Genomic DNA, 17582 nt, shown 5'->3' on the forward strand with positions numbered 1-17582 from the left:
ATGTGGGGCTTCCTGATTCGCCGGATTCTCGGCGGCATAGTGATTCTGTTCATCATTTGCGCCGTCACTTTCATGCTGTTCTATGTGGCCCCGGGCCACAATGTCGCGAAACTGGCCTGCGGCAAGAGCTGCACGCCGCAAACCGTCGCCCAGGTCGCACATCAGCTCGGCGTCGACAAACCGGTCTGGCAGCAGTTCGCCGAGTATCTCGGCGGGATCTTCGCCGGCCGCACCGTCGGGCAGAACCACTGCCCGGCGCCGTGCCTGGGTTACTCCTTCCGCAACGACCAGCCGGTGCTCGAAACCATCCTGGGCCGGCTGCCGGTCACCCTGTCGCTGACCCTGGGCGCGGTGGTGCTGTTCCTGATCATCGGTGTGGGCCTCGGCATGCTGGCCGCGCTGCGCCGCGGCAAGGCCGCCGACCGGTTCGCGATGGGTTTCGCGGTACTGGGCGGGGCACAGCAGATCTTCGTGCTGGGACCGTTCCTGTTGTTCCTCTTCGTCTATTCGACCCACCTGATGAATGTGCCGACCTACACCCCGTTCTTCGACAACCCGCTGAAATGGGCGACCGGGCTGATCCTGCCCTGGTTCTGCCTGGCCATCATCACCGCCGCGTACTACGCCCGGCTCACCCGCTCCACCATGCTGGAGATGATGAGCGAGGACTACATCCGCACCGTGCGCGCCAAGGGCATGGGAAACGCGAATGTCTATGTGAAGCATGCCTTTCGCGGCGCGATGAGCCCGGTCGCCACCCTGCTCGGCCTGGATATCGCCGTGCTGCTGGGCGGGGCCATCATCACCGAGACGGTGTTCGATCTGCCGGGTGTCGGTCAGCTGGCCGCCACCTCGGTGCAGGACTCCGACCTGCCCGTGATGATGGCCGTGGTGCTGCTGGGCGCGGCCTTCGTGGTGACAGCCAACATTGTGGTGGACGTCGTGTACGCGTTCATCGACCCGAGAGTGAGACTGCGATGATCGTGACCGCCGAATCCGAAGCGCAGCAGGACATTTCCGATCGGGAGGCGATCCTGTCGGTACGGGATCTGCAGGTGCACTTCCGTACCGACGACGGCGTGGTCAAGGCGGTCGACGGACTGTCGTTCGACCTCGCCCCGGGCACGACGCTCGGCATCGTGGGCGAGTCCGGCTCCGGCAAGAGCGTGTCGAACATGGCGATCCTCGGCCTGCACAATCGCGAGCGGACCACCGTCGGCGGGCAAATCCTTTTCCAGGGCACGGATCTGGCGGGCGCGGACGAGCGGACCATGCGGCGGTTCCGAGGCAAGCGGATCTCGATGATCTTCCAGGATCCGCTGACCGCGCTGTCGCCGTACTACACCATCGGCAACCAGATCATGGAGACCTATCGCCGGCACACCGGCGCGAACCGCAAGCAGGCGCGGGCGCGGGCCATCGAGATGCTCACCAAAGTCGGTATCCCGCAACCGGAGCGGCGGGTGGACGACTACCCGCACCAGTTCTCCGGAGGCATGCGGCAGCGGGCGATGATCGCGATCGCGCTGTGCTGCGACCCGGACCTCCTGATCGCGGACGAGCCGACGACGGCGCTGGACGTGACCGTGCAGGCGCAGATCCTGGACCTGCTGCGGGAGCTGCAGGCCGAGTTCGACACGGCCATCATCCTGATCACCCACGATATGGGCGTGGTCGCCCAGATGGCCGATGACGTGCTCGTGATGTACGCGGGCCGAAGCGTCGAACGCGGCTCGGTCCGTGAGGTTCTCGGCCGGCCACGACATCCGTACAGCTGGGGCCTGCTGTCCTCGATCCCGCACCTGGGCGGGGACGTGAACACGCCGCTGCGGCCGGTGCGCGGCGCGCCACCGAGCCTGATCGACGTGCCCGCCGGATGCCCCTTCCACCCCCGATGCGATTTCACGGACCGGGTGGGCGGCGCACGCTGCCGGAGCGAGCGACCGGAGCTCGACTCGCCCACCGGGCGCGCCGCCGCCTGTCACCTGCCCGCCGAAACCGCCGACCGCATCTTCCTCGACGAGATCGAGTCCGAACTGGGAATCGGAGCGGAATCATGACCGAACAGACTCTGCCCCAGCCGATTTCGCCACCGAACGGCGATGGGCCGCTGCTGTCGGCGACCGGGCTGCAGATGCATTTCCCGATCCGCTCCGGAGTCTTGTTCCAGCGTCAGACCGGCGTGGTCCGCGCGGTGGACGGCATCGACCTGAGCGTGTCCGCCGGCGAGGCGTTCGGCCTGGTGGGGGAATCCGGCTGCGGGAAGTCGACCACCGGGCGGCTTTTGGCCCGGCTGCTGGAGCCCACCGCCGGCACGATCACCTACGACGGTCGCGACATCACCCATCAGACGCGCCGCGAGCTGGCGCCCATCCGGTCCGAAATCCAGATGATCTTCCAGGATCCGTACTCCTCGCTGAACCCGCGACAGACGGTGGGCGCGATCATCGCCGGGCCGATGGAGATCAACCACATCGACCCGCCGGGCGGTCGGCGCAACAAGGTCCAGGAGTTGCTCGAGACGGTCGGACTGAATCCCGAGCACTACAACCGCTATCCGCACGAGTTCTCCGGCGGGCAGCGGCAGCGCATCGGGATCGCCCGCGCATTGGCGCTGGAGCCGAAACTGATCGTCGCCGACGAGCCGGTGTCGGCACTGGACGTTTCCATTCAGGCGCAGGTGGTGAACCTGCTGCAGCGGTTGCAGCGCGAACTGGGTATCGCCTTCCTGTTCATCGCGCACGACCTGGCGGTGGTGCGGCACTTCAGCGAACGCATCGCGGTCATGTATCTGGGCAAGATCGTGGAGGTCGCCGACCGCGCCGACCTCTACACCCGCCCGCACCACCCATATACCCAGGCCTTGCTGTCGTCGGTGCCGGAGGCCGACCCGGACAGCGCACGCCAGCGCGAACGCATTCGCCTCACCGGCGACGTGCCGTCCCCGATCGATCCGCCGTCCGGGTGCCGCTTCCGCACCCGCTGCTGGAAGGCCGAGAGCATCTGCGCCGAGCAGGAACCGCCACTGATCCAGCAGGACACCTCCACCGCCGGACACCTGGCGGCCTGCCACTTCCCGGACCCGCAGCCCACGGCCGCCTGAACACGGCGTCGTGACGACCGTGGATGCGAGCGGCTAGCTGCTGCTCCCACCACCGCAGCTGCTCCCGCCGCCACAACTGCTACTTCCGCCACCGCAGCTACTGCTCCCGCCGCCACAACTGCTGCTGCCCCCGCCGCAACCGCTGTGACCACTATGGCCGCCGCCGCAGCCGTGATGGCCGTGGCTGTGGTGACCGGAACTCCCGCCGCTGTCGCCGCCGTACGTGCCGTAGTTCCAGCTGCTGTTGTCACTCGAACTGCTGCTATCCCAACTGCCGCCGCCCCGGCCACCGCCGCGGCGGGACCCCGAGCCGCGGCCCGATCCCTTGCTGAACAGGCTCGCCAGCCAGAACACGATGATGATTCCGATGATGATGACGATGAATGCACCGAGCATCGTTCTCTCCCCCTCCACCCCTCGGTCGTGGTGACCACGGGCTTCACCGCGAAACCTACAACCACGAGCCCCGCTCCGGAAGCCCGGGAATTCGGGGAACCGGAGCGGGTGTCGCAAGCCTCGCGGATGGGTATTACGTCAGCTTGACCCGCGCCGCGAAGAAGCGGGCGACAGCCGGTGTGAAGCGGTTGAAGCGGTACTGCAGCCAGGCTTCCGGGGTCACCGGAACCACGTCGCGGCCGTGCTCGACGGCCTTGACGATCTGGGCGGCGACCTTCTCCGGGCCGTAGCGGCGGGCGGCGTAGAGCTTGTCGTAGCGCTGCTGCTTGGCCGCTTCCTCTTCGGCGGAGACACCCGAGAAACGCGTGGTGGCAACGATATTGGTGTGCACGATGCCGGGGCAGATGGTGTGCACGCCGATGCCCTTGCCGTTCAGTTCGGCGCGCAGGCAGTCGGAGAACATGAAGACGGCCGACTTGCTGGTGGAGTAGGCCGCGAAGCCGCGCTGCGGGGTGTAGGCGGCCATGCTGGAGAGGTTCACGATGTGGCCGCCCAGGCCGCGGTCGGCCATGGCCTTGCCGAAGGAGCGGCAGCCGTTGATGACGCCGTGCAGGTTGATGTTCAGCACACGGTCGAATTCGGCTGCGGGAGTGTCGAAGAAGTCACCGGCCGCGCCGACGCCCGCATTGTTGATGAGGATGTCCGGCACGCCGTGCGCGGCGATCACCGTGGCCGCATGCTCGGCGACCGCCTCCTCGGAGGACACGTCGAGCTGGTAGGCGTGCGCCGTACCGCCCTCGCGCGCAATGAGTTCCGCGGTCTCCTTGGCGGAATCGAGGTTGATGTCGGAGAGCACCACCTCGGCGCCCCGCTTGGCGAACGCCAGCGCGGTCTCACGCCCGATGCCGCTGCCGCCGCCGGTGATGACCAGCAGCTGATCCTCGAAAGCGCCCTTCTCCCGGCCCACTTCGGCCCGGCGCAGCGCCCGCGTCTGCGCGCCGGTGCTCAGCGAGTCGATGAGTTCGGTGGTGGCGGTGGCCAGCAGCTCCGGATGCGAGAACGGCAGCCAGTGCCCGCCGCCGACCTCGCGCCGGTACAGGGTCGGCGCGTACTCCTTGGTGTCGCTGTAGCCGGCGGGTCGCACGGCCACGTCGCGCCGGGCGATGATCAGCTGCACCGGCACCTCGGTGCGCCGCTCCCGCGGACCGGTCATGCGGCGCAGGATGTTCGCGCGGTAGATCCGCATGCCGTCGAAGAAGTCACGCCGGAACTCCGGGCCGAGCTTGATGTTCTCGGGCGAGGTCTCGTTCATCAGCCCGACGAACCGCGACCACATCTTCTCCGTGCCCAGCGGCTTCAACACCACGCGCGGCACGCCCGGCGTCATGAACAGCCCGGTGTAGGCCGAGGACAGCAGCTGCGTGAACGGCCCCCACACCTTGCCCTGCGCCAGGCTCGACCGCACCCACCCGCCGAGGTGATCCAGGTTCGGCCCCGACACCGAGGTGAAGGAGGCGATCCGCTCGGCGGCCCGCGGTTCGCACACCGCCTCCCAGGACTCCACCGAACCCCAGTCGTGCGCCAGGATGTGCACCGGCCGGTCCGGGCTCACCGCGTCGGCGACCGCGAACAGGTCGGAGGCGAAGGCCTCCAGCTGGTAGTCGTCGGTGCGGTCGGTGCGGGTGGAGCGGCCGTGCCCGCGGGTGTCGTAGGTGACCACGTGGAAGCGGCCGGCCAGCAGCGGCACCACCCGGTCCCACAGGTGGTTGTCGTCGGGCCAGCCGTGCACCAGCAGCACGGTCTCGTTGGACGGTTCGCCGTATTCGTAGACGGCGAGGTCGAATTCGCCGTTGCGCACGAGTCGTTCGGCGGCGGGGATGACGGTCTGATCGGTCACGATCTTCTCCTGGCAGCGCTGCTAGAGACGGAAAGGCTAGAGGTCCAGCACCAAACGGTCGCCGGTACAACGGGATACGCAGATGAGCATGTCGCCGGCCGCGCGTTCGTCGGCGGTGAGCACGGTGTCGCGATGCTCGACGTCACCGTCGAGCACCCGCACCCGGCAGGTGCGGCAGAAGCCCTGCCGGCACGAATACGCCGTCTCCGGACGGGTTTTCAGCACTTCCTCGAGCACCGACTTGTCGGCCGGAATGTCGACGGTCGCGCCGCTGCGGGCCAGTTCGACCCGGAACGGGGTGCCGTTCACCACCGGCGGCGCGGAGAACCGCTCGGAATACATTTCCACGCCGGGCAACTCGTGCACGGCGTCGGCGATGGCCTGGGTCATGACGACCGGGCCGCAGCAGTAGACCGAGGTGTCCGGGCCGACCCCGGCGAGCAGGTCGGCGCCGGTGGGCAGGCCGTGCTCGTCATCGGTGCGGACGGTGACCCGCTTGCCGAAGCTCTCGATCTCTTCCAGGAACGGGATGGTCTCGCGGCTGCGCCCGGCGTACACCATGGTCCAGTCCACGCCCAGTCGATGCGCCATCCGCACCATGGGCAGGATCGGCGTGATGCCGATGCCGCCGGCCACGAAATGCACTCGGGCGGCGGAGGATCCGAAGCCGGGCAGCACGAACGGGAACGCGTTGCGCGGCCCGCGCACGGTCAGCTTGCTGCCGACCTTCAACTCGTCGTGCACCTCCAGCGAACCGCCGCCACCATTCGGTATGCGCCGCACCGCGACTCGATACGCGTGCGTGTCGGCCGGATCGCCGCACAGCGAGTACTGCCGCACCCGCCCGGACGGCAGTTCCAGATCCAGGTGCGCGCCCGGCCGCCACGGCGGCAGCGCGCGGCCGTCCTGCGCGCACATCAGCAGGCTGATCACATCGGTGTCGTGCGCCTCGACGCGGCGTTCGACCACCACCAGCGGCAGCCGCCGGTCGTCGACCCGCATCTGCGGGTCGCGCCGGTTCACCAGTGTGGTCCAGCGCAACCGGGTTTCGACAATGCTGTCCAGCACCCGGATCCCGCGGTCCGGGCGCGGACGTCCGTACAGGTCCCCCGGCATCTCGCGGGGGACCTCGTGCACCGAGGTCACGAGGCGGCTCGCGCCGCCGGGGACTGCGCCAGGTAGGCCACGGCCTGCGCGGTGGAACCGACCGACTCCGGGGTGTAGGCCGGTTTGAACGTGGACAGGCCACTCCACAGCAGCGACGGCAGACCCGGCAGCGAGCCTCGCCACATGGCGCCGAACACGCGCTTGATGATGCGGGGGTAGCCGAGGTCGGGCAGCGCGGGATCCTGCCGGACAAGGTATTTGGTGCCGCGGATCATCAGGTAGATGAAGGTCGGGAAGACGATCAGCATGAGCGCGCCGCGGCGGATGTACCCGATGCCGAAGTACTCGGCGACATCGTGCGCCACATTGCGGTGCTCGACCTCCTCCGCGCCGTGCCACCGGAACAGGTCCAGCATGCGCGGGTCGGCGCCGAACTTCTCCAGATCGGCATTGAGCACCCAGTCGCCGAGGAAGGCGAAGAAGTGCTCGAGCGACGCGATCATCCCGAGCCGTTCGACCAGCGTCTGCCGCTGCTCGATCTCGCTCTGCCCCTCGCGCGGGCCCAGCGACTTCCGGAACAGGTACTGCATCTGCTCCTGATAGGCCGCCACGTCGACCCCATTGGCCACCAGCACCTGCTCGAACGAACCCGCGTGGGTTTCGGCGTGCATGGATTCCTGGCCGATGAAGCCGATCATGGCTTCGCGCAGCTTCTCGTCCTTCACGAGGGGCAGCGCCTCGTTGTAGGTGAGGATGAACATCCGCTCGCCCTCGGGCAGCAGCAGATTCAGTGCATTCAGTACATGTGAAGCGATCGGTTCGGCGGGCATCCAATGCAGAGCGGTGTCGGCCCAGTCGAACTGCACGTTCCGAGCGTGCAGTGCTACCTCACCGGGCTCGGTCACCGCGCGGCGGTCCCGCTTCGGAAGTAGCTTCATCGATACTCCTGGTTCGTCGTCCGAGGGCTGTGGTGATCGATCCCACAGCCACCGTTTGCTGCGTGAGCGTAGCAATATTCTACGCATGTATGAAACCAGGAGTTACAGCTAAATATCCCGAGCGCGTCGATCAGCTGTCGACGTGCACGTGGGGGCGTTGGGAGCGGCGGGGGACGGCTCGGCGGAGGATCTCGCGGGTTACCGGGGCGACCTCGCCTTCGCCGAAGAAGAGGTAGCGGACGAGGTTTGTCAGGGGGTTGCCCTCGGTCCATTCGAAGTAGACGTGCGGGATGACGCCGGTGCGGTCGCGGATGGCGAGGAGGATGGCGGCGATGGAGTTGGGGACGGCGGAGGCCTCGACGCTGAGGATGTGGTACTCGTCGACGTCCACCTCGGTGACGAGGAGGTTGGTGCTGAATTCCGAGGGGTCCCGGACGATCACCTCGAGGAAGAGGATGGGGTCCTCGTCGGGGATGTGGCTCTCGCGGCGCTGGTCGAGTTCCTTCTCCGCGTACTCCTCGGGCTCGCGCTGGTCGATGTCGTGGGTGACGATGCGGATCTCGCCGCGGGCGGCGAGGTCGTCGACCATCTTTCCGGCCTTCTCGTCGAAGGTGACCTCGATGGCGCGCAGCTCGAACGCGCGATGCAGCCGGGAAGCGAAGGACACCACCACGATTGCCAGCACGAACAGGATGGCCAGGTGCAGACCGGCGGGCTTCTCGATGATGTTGTCGATGGTCGTGTACACGAAAATGACCGACACGATGCCGAATCCGAGCACCCGCGACTTCTGGCCCTTGCGCCAGGCCGAAATCGCCACGGCCATGGCCGCGGAGGTGATGAGCACCAGCACACCGGTCGCGTACGCGGCGCCCTGCGCGTCCACGTCGGCGTCGAAGTACCAGGTGATACCGAAGGACACCAGCGCGAAAACCAGCACCAGCGGCCGAATCTGGCGCGCCCACTCCGGCGCCATGCCGAAGCGCGGCAGGTACCGCGGCACCAGGTTGAGCAGCCCGGCCATGGCCGAGGCGCCCGCGAACCACAGGATCGCGATGGTGCTGACGTCGTAGACGCTGCCGAACACGTCACCGAGATAGTGGTGCGCGAGGTACGCCAGCGCGCGGCCGTTGGCCTTACCGCCGTCCTGGAACTCCGCCTGCGGAATCAGGATGGTGGTGATGACGCTGGTGACGACGAGGAACGCGCTCATGATGATCGCGGCGCTGGTCAGCAGCTTGCGGGTGCCGATAATGCGGGCACGCGGGAACTCCGGGGAGTCGGCCGGACTGCCCTTGATCTGCGGCATGACCGCCACACCGGTCTCGAATCCGGAAAGGCCCAGTGCGAGTTTCGGGAACACCAGCAGCGCGACGCCGACCATGGCTATCGGACTGCCGTGCGCGGTGACGAGCGCGTCCTTCCAATCGGTCACCAGATGCGGCGCCTTGGCCACCTGATAGATGCCGACGCCTGCCACCACGAGATTCAGGGCCAGGTACGCGCCCACGAGCCCGACCGCGATCCCGATGGCCTCACTGAAGCCCTTGAGGAACACCGCCGCCAGCAATGCCAGCAGGATCAGCGTGATGATCATGTTCTGGCCGTGCAGGAAACTCGGCACCGACGGATTCTCGACGATGTGCGCCGCGCCGTCGGCCGCGGACAGCGTCATGGTGATGGTGAAGTCGGTGGCCGCGAAGCCCAGCAGCACCAGGATGAAGATCTTGCCCCACCAGTTGGGCAGGAAGTTCGCGAACATGGCGATGGAACCGCCGCCATTGTGGCTCTCCTTGGCGACGCGCCGGTACACCGGCAGCGCACCCAGCAGGGTGAGCGCCACCAGCACCAGGGTCGCCAGCGGTGACAGCACGCCCGCGGCCAGAGCCGCGATGCCGGGCTGGTAGCCGAGGGTCGAGAAGTAGTCGACACCGGTCAGGCACATGACCTTCCACCAGGAGTGCTGGTGTTCCTTGGGTGTGCTTTTGACCATCGGTCCGGGCAACTGCGCCGGCGGCTCGCTGCCGTCTTCGAGTAGCCAGTTCGCGAAGCGCGCGCGTGACCGTTCAGAGGTCGTGGTCAAGGAGTCCTCCCCGGAACTCTGTGTCGGTCCGGTTTCCCGAAAATTTCTCGTAAATGACGTGGTCAATGTACTCACGTCGAACCGGGCATATGCACACACCGCATCGCGAGTCGTACTGAGCGGTGTGTTATCCGAGGTAGGAGAGGATGGCCGCCGCGATGGCATTCGCGAATCGGGCGCGCCCATCAGGGGATTCGAGGACGGCGGCATCGCCGGGGTCCCGCATGTTGCCGCACTCCACCAGGGCCGTCGGCACCTCGGAGAAGTTCAGCCCCGCCAGATCGGAGCGCGGGTCCAGGCCGTTCGAGCCCACGTAGTTGGAGGTGTCGAAGCCCGCGGTGGTGAAACCGTCCCGCAGCGCGGTGGCCAGCTGCGGTGACGGGCCGCTCTGGGCGTCGTTGAGCGGCGGCGAGGAGTAGGCCACATGGAAGCCGTGATCGCCCGCGGGCGCACCGTCGGCGTGGATGGAGACCACGGCGGCCGCGCCGACCTTGTTGCCCAGCTTGCCGCGCTCGTCCACGCAGGGACCGACGCCGGTATCGCTGTCGCGGGACATGACCACGTGAATACCGTGGGCGCCGAGCGCATCCCGCACCCGCAGGGCCACGTCCCAGTTGAATTCGTGCTCGCTGTACCCGTCGGTGGCATTGGTGCCGGTGGTGTTGCAGGATTTCATGCCGCCGCGGCCGTCGGGAACCTGGGCATTGAGCTGGTCGGGATGTGCGGCGCCGCCGCCGTTGTGGCCGGGGTCGAGCACGACCGTGCGGTCGGCGATCGGATTCAGCGGCGCGGCAGGCGAATCCGCGACCGGGCGCGGGCCGGCGGCCAGGCTCTGCCCGCTACTGCCGATCAGCAGTGCACCGCAGATGATCGCCAAGGCTTTCCACTGTCGCTGTCGCACCCGCCCAACGATAACGGTCGGATCACGACACGGTGGGTCAGTGGTCGATCTTGCGCAGCAGATCGCGCAGACTGCGCAGATCAGCCGGGTCGAGGCCGGATAAAGTCGGCGGCGCGGGGTCGGGCGTGGCGAACGCGTACCCGAGCATCTCCCGTCCGGCCGGGGTGAGCGAGACCAGCTTGCTGCGGCGATTGCCCGGATCGATCTCGCGGACCACCAGCCCGCGCTCCTCGAGATCGTTCACCGCCACGGTGGCGGCGGGCGCGTCCATGGCGGCGGCGTGCGCCAGATCCTTCACGGTGAGCGGTCCCGCGGTCAGCCGGCGCAGTACGCGAATCCGGCTGAACGGCAATCCGGTTCGTTCGGTGACAGCGCGTTTCCAGCTGTCCCGGGTGTCCATGACGACGTGGGTGAGCAGCCGCCAGACGTCATCGGGCGTGGGGTCATCCGGCATGGGCGGGGACTTTCCGTTCTAGCAGCGGAACAATGCGATCGCGGGAACGGTACGCCCAGGCGGTGTTCGAGGCGACTCCGAGAACGATCACCGCGACCGCGAATCCGGAGATGGTCCACCACAATCCGCCGCCCGAGAGCGCACCGCACAGTGCCACACCGAGACTCACGCCGACCTGCCGGCTGGTGGAGGCGACGGCGGAGGCGGCGCCCGCGCGATCCAGCGGCATACCGCTCACGGCGGTCGTGGTGATGGGCGCATTGACCATGCCGAAACCGATGCCGAACAGCGCGAAGGTGACGATCAGCTGCCAGATCGGCGTATCCGGCTGCAGCCGCGTCAGCCCGATGGCGGCCAGGGCCATCAGCACGCCGGAGGCCAGCAGCGAGGGCCGGGTGCCGTAGCGGCCGACCAGGCGACCCGACAGCGGCGAGAAGATCAGCATGCTGAGCGCCATCGGCAGATACAGCAGACCGGTGTGTACAGCCGAGAAGTGCCGTGTCCCTTGCAGATACAGCGAGACGTCGAAGAGGAAGGCGCCCAGTCCCGCGAACGCGCACACCGCGATGACGGTGGCCGAGGAGAACGGGAAGCTGCGGAAGAAACGCAGATCGATGAACGGCGACGGGTGCCGGGCCTCGTGCCAGATGAATCCGGCCAGCGCCAGCGCGGTGAGACCGAAGATGGCCGGGCGCTGTTCGATCAGGCCGAACACCAGGGTGAACAGCACGCCGATGGCCAGCAGCTGCCCGATCGGATCGATGCCGCGCTGGGTGGCCGACTTCGATTCGGGCACATAGATGGTGGTGAGCACCATGGCCACGGCGACGATCGGCAGGTTGATCCAGAACACCGACTGCCAGCCCAGCGAATCGATGAGCACGCCGCCGACCAGTGGGCCGAGCGCGGTCGAGATGCCGACCACCGCGCCCCACACGCCGACCGCGCGGGCGCGTTCCACCCGGCCGGTGAAGGTGGTCGTAATGATGGACATGGCAACGGGATTCAGCATGGAACCGCCGATGGCCTGCAGGAACCGGGCGCCGATCAGCACGTCGATATCGGTTGCGAGGCTGCACAACAGGGATCCCGCCGCGAAGGTGAGCAGGCCGATGCGGAAGACGCGCTTGCGGCCGAAGCGGTCCGCGGCGGCGCCGGAGAGCATGAGCAGGCTGGCCAGGGTGAGGGTGTAGACGTCGACGATCCACTGCAGCCGCGAGAACGGGGCGGACAGGTCGTGGCGAATGGTCGGGATGGCGACGTTCACGATGGTCGCGTCCATGGACGAGATCAGCAGGCTGAGACAGCAGGTGATCAGAATGATCCGTTTCCGGCGCGCGCCGAGCTCATCGACAGTTGTAACCACACAATGATTGTGAAACCACAATCATTCAGGATGCAAGGAGTTGCGGGAGTGCGACAGGTCACTCAGCGCTTCGCGGTCACCCTCAGCGCTTCGGGATCAGCTGCGTGATGACCCCGGCGAGCGCGCCCTGCACATCCGCGGTCTGATCGTCCGCGGTGCCGTAGGTGTGCGCACTGACCGTGAAACCCGGCCCGAAGGAGGCCGAGGCCACCTCCGGCGGCGGCATATCGGACCAGCCCCACTTGGTGCCGCGCACCTGCGGCAGCCGGGCCGTACCCCAGTTCTGCTTGGTGCCGTCGGCGGCCGTCGAACCCGCGTGCGTCATCCAGTCGAGAATCGGGCTGTCCGGTTCGGTGCGCACCTTCGCGGCCAGGAAGTCGGCCACATCGGCGGTGCTGGTGGTGGACACTTCCCAGCCGCCCGCGCCGCTGGTGGCCGCGAGGCCGTACTCCTGCGCGACGGCGTCGATGGCGTAGGGATACTTGGCCGCCATGCGGTCGGCGGCGTCGTCCTCGGAGAAGCGGATCATGCGCTCCCCCAGCTCCCGATCCTCGGCCGAGCCATCCCCGCGCCGCAGGGCGTAATCGGCCAGGTACAGCTTCGAAATCGACAGCGCCGCAAGCGGTTCCGATTCGTTGGCGGTGCCCCACAGCACTCCCGGGATCACCGACCGCACCGAGATCGCGGTGCGGGGCGGCACCTGACTGGGATCGCCCGGTTTGGGCTCCGCCGCCGCCTGCGGGGCGGCGCACAGGCAGACCCCCGCGGCAAGGGCCCCGATCAGCCCGGTCCGATAACGCATATCCACCTCCGGATCGCGTGCCCGAACGTCCAGCTTGCCTGGCGGCGGAGCCCATACCAGCGAAAATACGACCGACACGCCGGACCCGATCGGGCCCGGGCGCGCTGGGCGCTCAGACCGTCAGGATCGTGCGGCCGAGGGCCGCGCGGGCGGCGATGGCCTCGTGGGCGGCCACCGCGTCATCGAGCGGGAAGGTCTGGCCGATGACCACTTCGAGCCGGCCTGCCGCGACCTCGCGCAGGGCCTGCTCCTGCATGGCCTTCCAGTCGGCGGCGGGGTCGGCGATCTCGAACAGGGAGACCACCGTGACACCCTGTGCGGCAATGGCTTCCGGCTCGAAAGGCGCGAATCCGCCTGCCGCATTGCCGTATCCGAGGATGATCCCGCCGCGGACCGTGGCGGGCAGGGTGGCGGTGCCGATGGCGCCGCCCGCACCGTCCAGCACGACCTGCACGCCGCCGTCGCTCAGCGCGCGGACCTGATCCACCCAGCGGGGCTCCGAGTAGTCGACGACGTGCTGTGCGCCGAGACGTTGTGCCAGTGCGAGTTTCGCTTCCCCGCGGGCGGCGGCGATGACCTCGGCCCCGGCGGCGCGGGCCAGCTGGATGAGCAGAGTGCCGAGCCCGCCCGCGGCGGCGGTGATGAGCACCCGGTCGCCCGGCTGGATGTTCGCCCGGTCGGCGACGGCGATCGCGGTCCGGCCGTCGGACACCAGCGCCGCGGCCTGCACGAGGTTCACTTCCTCCGGAACCTCCACGAGGGTATCCGCCTTGGCGAGCGCCAGTTCGGCGTATCCGCCGGTCGGTGAGCCGCCGCCGACACCGCTGCCGGCAGTGGGCGTCGCGACGCGGCGGCCGATCCAGGCGGTGTCCACGCCGGGCCCGGCCGCGGTGACGGTGCCCGCCACCACGCTGCCCGGCACGAAGGGCGGATGCACCGGGAAGTACTCCGTGCCCGCTCCGCTGCGCAGCAGCAGATCCAGGAAACCGACATCGGCCGCCGCGACCCGGATGACGACCTCTCCCGCTGCCGCAACGGGTTCCGGCGCGTCCACGACCGCCAGCACCTCGGGACCACCGAATTCCTTGACCTCGACCGCACGCATTGCCTTGTCTCCCTTGTCGTTCTTCGTTGCCTTATCGACGTGACCCAGTCTCGAACCCCAACAAAAGTTGAGGTCAAGTCCGTATCGCCGATTACGCGCAGAGCGAACTCCTGGCCCATCCGAGAATAGGCGGCCGCCGGACTTCGAGATACTCGAAAAGCGGTACAGCATAGTGGGTTACTTGCCGGTAGCCGACAATGCGCCAGGTGACGGCGCAAGAATTCTCCGCATACATCGGATGACGCGATATCTACGCACTTCCCAACCAGCGAGACTGCGGGTTTACACCCGTTCGCGCTCGGGTAGCGCCCGGCCTCCCGGCCGCTTATGCTCGGTGCCGCCAGGTCCGAATCCGCTTGCCGGTCTGTGCTTTCGACGCAGGCGCCGGGATCGGTGTATCGGGCGCGCCGGGGCGTCGGCCGCGGTGGACGTGAGGAAGTGCAAGCTTGTCGGAGTCATCGAATCCGCCGGGGCCAACGCAGCCGGCGGGGCCGTCGGCGGCCGTCGGCGGCCGTAATGCGGGCCGGCCGGACGGTGCGCCGAATCTACCCGTCAGGGCGCCATACGCGCCGGGCCAGGCGCCGCACGGCGCCGCGAATACCTCCGGCGGCGGGCCGAATACACCCGGCCAGGTCACGAACGATCTCGGCGGTGTGCCGAATGCCGGTGCGGGCATGCGACTACCGCTCGTGACGCTGGGAATCACCGCCGTGCTGGTCACGGCGGTGGTGGTGGCCGCGGTGTTCGCCGCGCCCGCCGGTTTCCGGATCTCGCTGGCGGTGGGCGGCGCTGTCTTCGGGGCGCTGTTGTGTGCCGCCGTGACGGCCGCGGCCTGGTACCGGAATCGGATCGCGCAGGCGGGGTACGCGATCGAGGCCGAACGGGCGCAGGCCGCGGCGGCACGGGCGGAGACCGAGGCCGTACGCGGTGAGATCCAGTTCCAGGTGGAGGCGGCGCATGCGGAGGGTGACGCCCGGGTGGCGTCGATCATCGCCGAGGCGCAGGCGCGTATCGCGGACTCGGACGGCCGGATCCAGGTCCTGCACGAGGGTGTGGCCGAGCGGTTGCGCGCCGTCAAGGACAGTGACAATCGGCGGGCGGCGGCCATGGCGGCGTTCGCCGGTGCGGCGGGACGCATGCAGGCCATGAGCACCAGCATGCTCGCCGAACTCCGCGAGATGGAACACCGGCACGCCGATCCGAAGGTGCTCGCCGATCTGCTCGAACTGGACCACCGCACCGCGCAGGCCGGCCGGCTGGCCGACAGTCTGGCGGTGCTGAGCGGCGCGCGCTCGGGCCGCCGCTGGGCGAAACCCATTGCCATGGAATCGATTCTGCGTGGCGCCATGGGCCGTGTCGCGGGTTATCAGCGGGTGCGGCTGCGCGCGGTCGCGGAGATCGCGATCGCCGGTCATGCGGCCGAGGGCGTCATGCACGCGCTGGCCGAGCTGCTCGACAATGCGTGCAATTTCTCTCCGCCCACCACCGAGGTGCACGTCTACGCGGCCGAGGTGCCCGCGGGCGTGGTGATCACCATCGAGGACAGCGGCCTGGTGATGAGCGAATCCGCCTTGCACCGCGCCGAACTCACCGTCTCCGGGCGCTCCGACAACAGCACCGACCTGTCGTCCCTCTCCGGCACCCGCCTGGGCCTGGCCGTGGTCGGCCACCTGGCCCGCAAACACGACCTCACCGTCTCCTACCGCCCGTCCGCCATCGGCGGCACCGCGGTGGTCGTGGTGGTCCCCCGCGAACTCACCACCCGCCTGGAACGCCCGACCGGCTCCCTCACCGCCCTGGCCCCGGTGCCGCACACCGCGATCCGCACGACCACCCTGGCGGGTCAGGCCGCGACCACCACCAGCAGCAGCCTCACCCCGGTCACCGTGACCGAACTGCCTCCCACCGGCCTGTCGCAGCGCACACGCGGAGGCGCGGAGGACCGCGCCCCGGTCACGGCGGCCGGCACCGGCAGCGCGGCAGCCGGCACCATCTCGACATCCGCCGGCCCGAACCGCGCCGCGGCTTCCGGAACAGCTCCCGGACCGGAGGCGACCTTCGCCGATCATCTCGCCGCCTGGGAGGCCACGCGCGCGACGGGCGGCCCGGCGGAGAGCGGAACTCCCCTGCTGCCCGGTGCTTCCGAGCCGATCGGCGCGCTCACCGGCCTGGTCTCGGAGTCCCCGGCCACGTCCGGCGTCTTCGGCGGCTCGGTCGTGCAGCCGCCAGCGGACAGTGCCCACAGCGTGCTGGCCGGCTCCGAATGGACCTCGCCCGACCCGTACGGCCGACCGGTCGGCGGCTCGCCGGATTCCGGCACGGAGGCCGCGTCCGGCGGCTTCCCGGTGGCGCCCGCGGCGCCGACTCTCGACGAAATCGCCCAGCGCGCAGCGGGTTCCACTGCGTCCGGTCTGCCGAAGCGGCGGCGGGGGCAGACGCTGGCGGCGGTGCATCCGCAGGGGCTGGACGCGCCGGCGCCCGCGCCGCAGCGGCCGCCCGCGTCGCCGTCCGCGCTGGGTGCGTTCCAGCGTGCCGTGAACGGGCGTGAAAACCCCGGTGCGGCGCCTTCTTCCCCGTCCCTGCCCTCCGCGCCCTTGGAGACCGATCGATGACACCGTCCGCCACACATCTGGGTTGGCTGCTGGAGCAACTGCTCACCCGTACCCCGCGCGCCCGCCATGCGCTGCTGCTCTCCGGCGACGGATTGAAGATCTGCCACACGCCGGAGTTGAGCGTGGACAGCGCGGACCAGCTGGCCGCCATTTCCGCTGGTATCCAGAGTCTTTCGCACGGCGCCTCGGTCGAGTTCGGTGACGGCCGCGGCGGTGTGCGCCAGTCCATGACCGAGTTCTACGGCGGCATCCTGTTCATCGTGGAGGCCGGGGTGGGCGCGCATATCGCGGTGGTGGCCGCGGAGGACGCGGACGCCGGGCTGGTCGGCCACAATATGCGCGAGCTGGTCGAGCAGCTGAGCGAGCATCTGGCCGCGGCGCCGCGCGTGCGCGAGCCGATCGAGCCGCGCGTGCGGGGCCCGCTGGAGCCGCGGGTGCGGGGAGCGAGCGTGTCGTGACCAGGCCAGACGAGGATCCGGACCGGCTGTACACGCTGACCGGCGGACGCAGCCGCCCGGATTCCGACGCCTTCGATCTGGTCACTCTCGTTGTCAGTGAATGCGATCCGGCGCCGGGCATGCAGTCCGAGCATCGCGCCATCCTGCAGATGTGCACCGCGCCCACCGCCGTGGTGGAGATCGCGGCGGAGTTGCGGCTGCCGGTCGGCATCACCACCGTGCTGCTGTCGGATCTGCTGCACATGGGCCGGATCACGGTGCGGCATCCGCACTATGCCAGTGGCGGGCAGTGGAATTCGCTGCCCGACACCAACACCCTGGAGAAGGTGCTCGTTGGACTCCGCAAGCTTTGAACACCCC

At 68.7% G+C, this 17582-nt stretch carries 15 protein-coding genes; 6 read left to right on the forward strand and 9 right to left on the reverse strand.

Annotated elements, in window-relative coordinates; translation table 11 throughout:
* Genes ACH438_RS43190 through ACH438_RS43200 form a run of 3 tightly spaced genes read left to right on the forward strand, consistent with a single transcriptional unit; the run spans position 1 to position 3103 of the window.
* Positions 1 to 981: an ABC transporter permease gene (locus ACH438_RS43190; RefSeq protein ID WP_397016520.1), complete on the forward strand. Its 981-nt coding sequence runs from the start codon at positions 1 to 3 to the stop codon at positions 979 to 981.
* Positions 978 to 2060 (forward strand): ABC transporter ATP-binding protein, encoded by a 1083-nt coding sequence (locus ACH438_RS43195; RefSeq protein ID WP_397016522.1) that lies wholly within the window; start codon positions 978 to 980, stop codon positions 2058 to 2060. Before ACH438_RS43190 ends, ACH438_RS43195 begins: the two co-directional genes overlap by 4 nt.
* Entirely contained in the window at positions 2057 to 3103 is a 1047-nt protein-coding gene (locus tag ACH438_RS43200; protein WP_397016524.1) for an ABC transporter ATP-binding protein, read from the forward strand. The genes ACH438_RS43195 and ACH438_RS43200 overlap by 4 nt, the downstream gene beginning before the upstream one ends.
* A 529-nt stretch (positions 3104 to 3632) precedes the next feature.
* Here the strand turns inward: ACH438_RS43200 and ACH438_RS43205 are convergent.
* From ACH438_RS43205 to ACH438_RS43245, 9 genes are all read right to left on the reverse strand, one after another.
* On the reverse strand, positions 3633 to 5396 hold the full coding sequence (locus ACH438_RS43205) for an SDR family oxidoreductase (protein ID WP_397016526.1): 1764 nt from the start codon (positions 5394 to 5396) through the stop codon (positions 3633 to 3635).
* Positions 5397 to 5432: 36 nt separating this feature from the next.
* Positions 5433 to 6512, reverse strand: coding sequence for a PDR/VanB family oxidoreductase (locus tag ACH438_RS43210; protein WP_397016623.1), 1080 nt, complete (start codon positions 6510 to 6512; stop codon positions 5433 to 5435).
* Positions 6513 to 6538: 26 nt separating this feature from the next.
* Positions 6539 to 7441: a metal-dependent hydrolase gene (locus ACH438_RS43215; RefSeq protein ID WP_397016528.1), complete on the reverse strand. Its 903-nt coding sequence runs from the start codon at positions 7439 to 7441 to the stop codon at positions 6539 to 6541.
* 130 nt (positions 7442 to 7571) lie between these two features.
* Positions 7572 to 9434 carry an amino acid transporter gene (locus ACH438_RS43220; protein WP_397016624.1) on the reverse strand — a complete coding sequence of 621 codons (1863 nt, stop codon included), beginning with the start codon at positions 9432 to 9434 and terminating at the stop codon, positions 7572 to 7574.
* Positions 9435 to 9651: 217 nt separating this feature from the next.
* Positions 9652 to 10425 (reverse strand): N-acetylmuramoyl-L-alanine amidase, encoded by a 774-nt coding sequence (locus tag ACH438_RS43225; protein ID WP_397016530.1) that lies wholly within the window; start codon positions 10423 to 10425, stop codon positions 9652 to 9654.
* Positions 10426 to 10462: 37 nt separating this feature from the next.
* A complete protein-coding gene (locus ACH438_RS43230) occupies positions 10463 to 10879 on the reverse strand; it encodes a MarR family winged helix-turn-helix transcriptional regulator (protein WP_397016532.1) in 417 nt (138 codons plus the stop codon).
* A complete protein-coding gene (locus ACH438_RS43235; protein WP_397016534.1) occupies positions 10869 to 12245 on the reverse strand; it encodes an MFS transporter in 1377 nt (458 codons plus the stop codon). The genes ACH438_RS43230 and ACH438_RS43235 overlap by 11 nt, the downstream gene beginning before the upstream one ends.
* A gap of 82 nt (positions 12246 to 12327) precedes the next feature.
* The gene (locus ACH438_RS43240; protein ID WP_397016536.1) at positions 12328 to 13047 is read right to left on the reverse strand and encodes a hypothetical protein; all 720 of its coding nucleotides are present in this window, start codon (positions 13045 to 13047) and stop codon (positions 12328 to 12330) included.
* 112 nt (positions 13048 to 13159) lie between these two features.
* On the reverse strand, positions 13160 to 14152 hold the full coding sequence (locus ACH438_RS43245; RefSeq protein WP_397016538.1) for a zinc-binding dehydrogenase: 993 nt from the start codon (positions 14150 to 14152) through the stop codon (positions 13160 to 13162).
* Between the two features lie 446 nt (positions 14153 to 14598).
* On the opposite strand from ACH438_RS43245, the gene ACH438_RS43250 reads away from it, so the two are divergent.
* Genes ACH438_RS43250 through ACH438_RS43260 form a run of 3 tightly spaced genes read left to right on the forward strand, consistent with a single transcriptional unit; the run spans position 14599 to position 17575 of the window.
* Positions 14599 to 16764, forward strand: a complete 2166-nt coding sequence (locus tag ACH438_RS43250; protein WP_397016540.1) for an ATP-binding protein — start codon at positions 14599 to 14601, stop codon at positions 16762 to 16764.
* Positions 16761 to 17222 (forward strand): roadblock/LC7 domain-containing protein, encoded by a 462-nt coding sequence (locus ACH438_RS43255; RefSeq protein WP_397016542.1) that lies wholly within the window; start codon positions 16761 to 16763, stop codon positions 17220 to 17222. The genes ACH438_RS43250 and ACH438_RS43255 overlap by 4 nt, the downstream gene beginning before the upstream one ends.
* Entirely contained in the window at positions 17219 to 17575 is a 357-nt protein-coding gene (locus ACH438_RS43260; RefSeq protein ID WP_397016544.1) for a DUF742 domain-containing protein, read from the forward strand. Before ACH438_RS43255 ends, ACH438_RS43260 begins: the two co-directional genes overlap by 4 nt.
* The last annotated feature ends 7 nt before the right edge of the window (positions 17576 to 17582 follow it).

The organism is Nocardia sp. NPDC020380, from assembly GCF_044386975.1.
Classification (GTDB): domain Bacteria; phylum Actinomycetota; class Actinomycetes; order Mycobacteriales; family Mycobacteriaceae; genus Nocardia.

Coding starts and splice junctions, on each gene's coding strand:
- ACH438_RS43190 (WP_397016520.1), top strand. CDS start 1: ATGTGGGGCTTCCTGATTCGCCGGATTCTCGGCGGCATAGTGATTCTG.
- ACH438_RS43195 (WP_397016522.1), top strand. CDS start 978: ATGATCGTGACCGCCGAATCCGAAGCGCAGCAGGACATTTCCGATCGG.
- ACH438_RS43200 (WP_397016524.1), top strand. CDS start 2,057: ATGACCGAACAGACTCTGCCCCAGCCGATTTCGCCACCGAACGGCGAT.
- ACH438_RS43210 (WP_397016623.1), bottom strand. CDS start 6,512: ATGCCGGGGGACCTGTACGGACGTCCGCGCCCGGACCGCGGGATCCGG.
- ACH438_RS43215 (WP_397016528.1), bottom strand. CDS start 7,441: ATGAAGCTACTTCCGAAGCGGGACCGCCGCGCGGTGACCGAGCCCGGT.
- ACH438_RS43220 (WP_397016624.1), bottom strand. CDS start 9,434: ATGGTCAAAAGCACACCCAAGGAACACCAGCACTCCTGGTGGAAGGTC.
- ACH438_RS43230 (WP_397016532.1), bottom strand. CDS start 10,879: ATGCCGGATGACCCCACGCCCGATGACGTCTGGCGGCTGCTCACCCAC.
- ACH438_RS43240 (WP_397016536.1), bottom strand. CDS start 13,047: ATGCGTTATCGGACCGGGCTGATCGGGGCCCTTGCCGCGGGGGTCTGC.
- ACH438_RS43245 (WP_397016538.1), bottom strand. CDS start 14,152: ATGCGTGCGGTCGAGGTCAAGGAATTCGGTGGTCCCGAGGTGCTGGCG.
- ACH438_RS43255 (WP_397016542.1), top strand. CDS start 16,761: ATGACACCGTCCGCCACACATCTGGGTTGGCTGCTGGAGCAACTGCTC.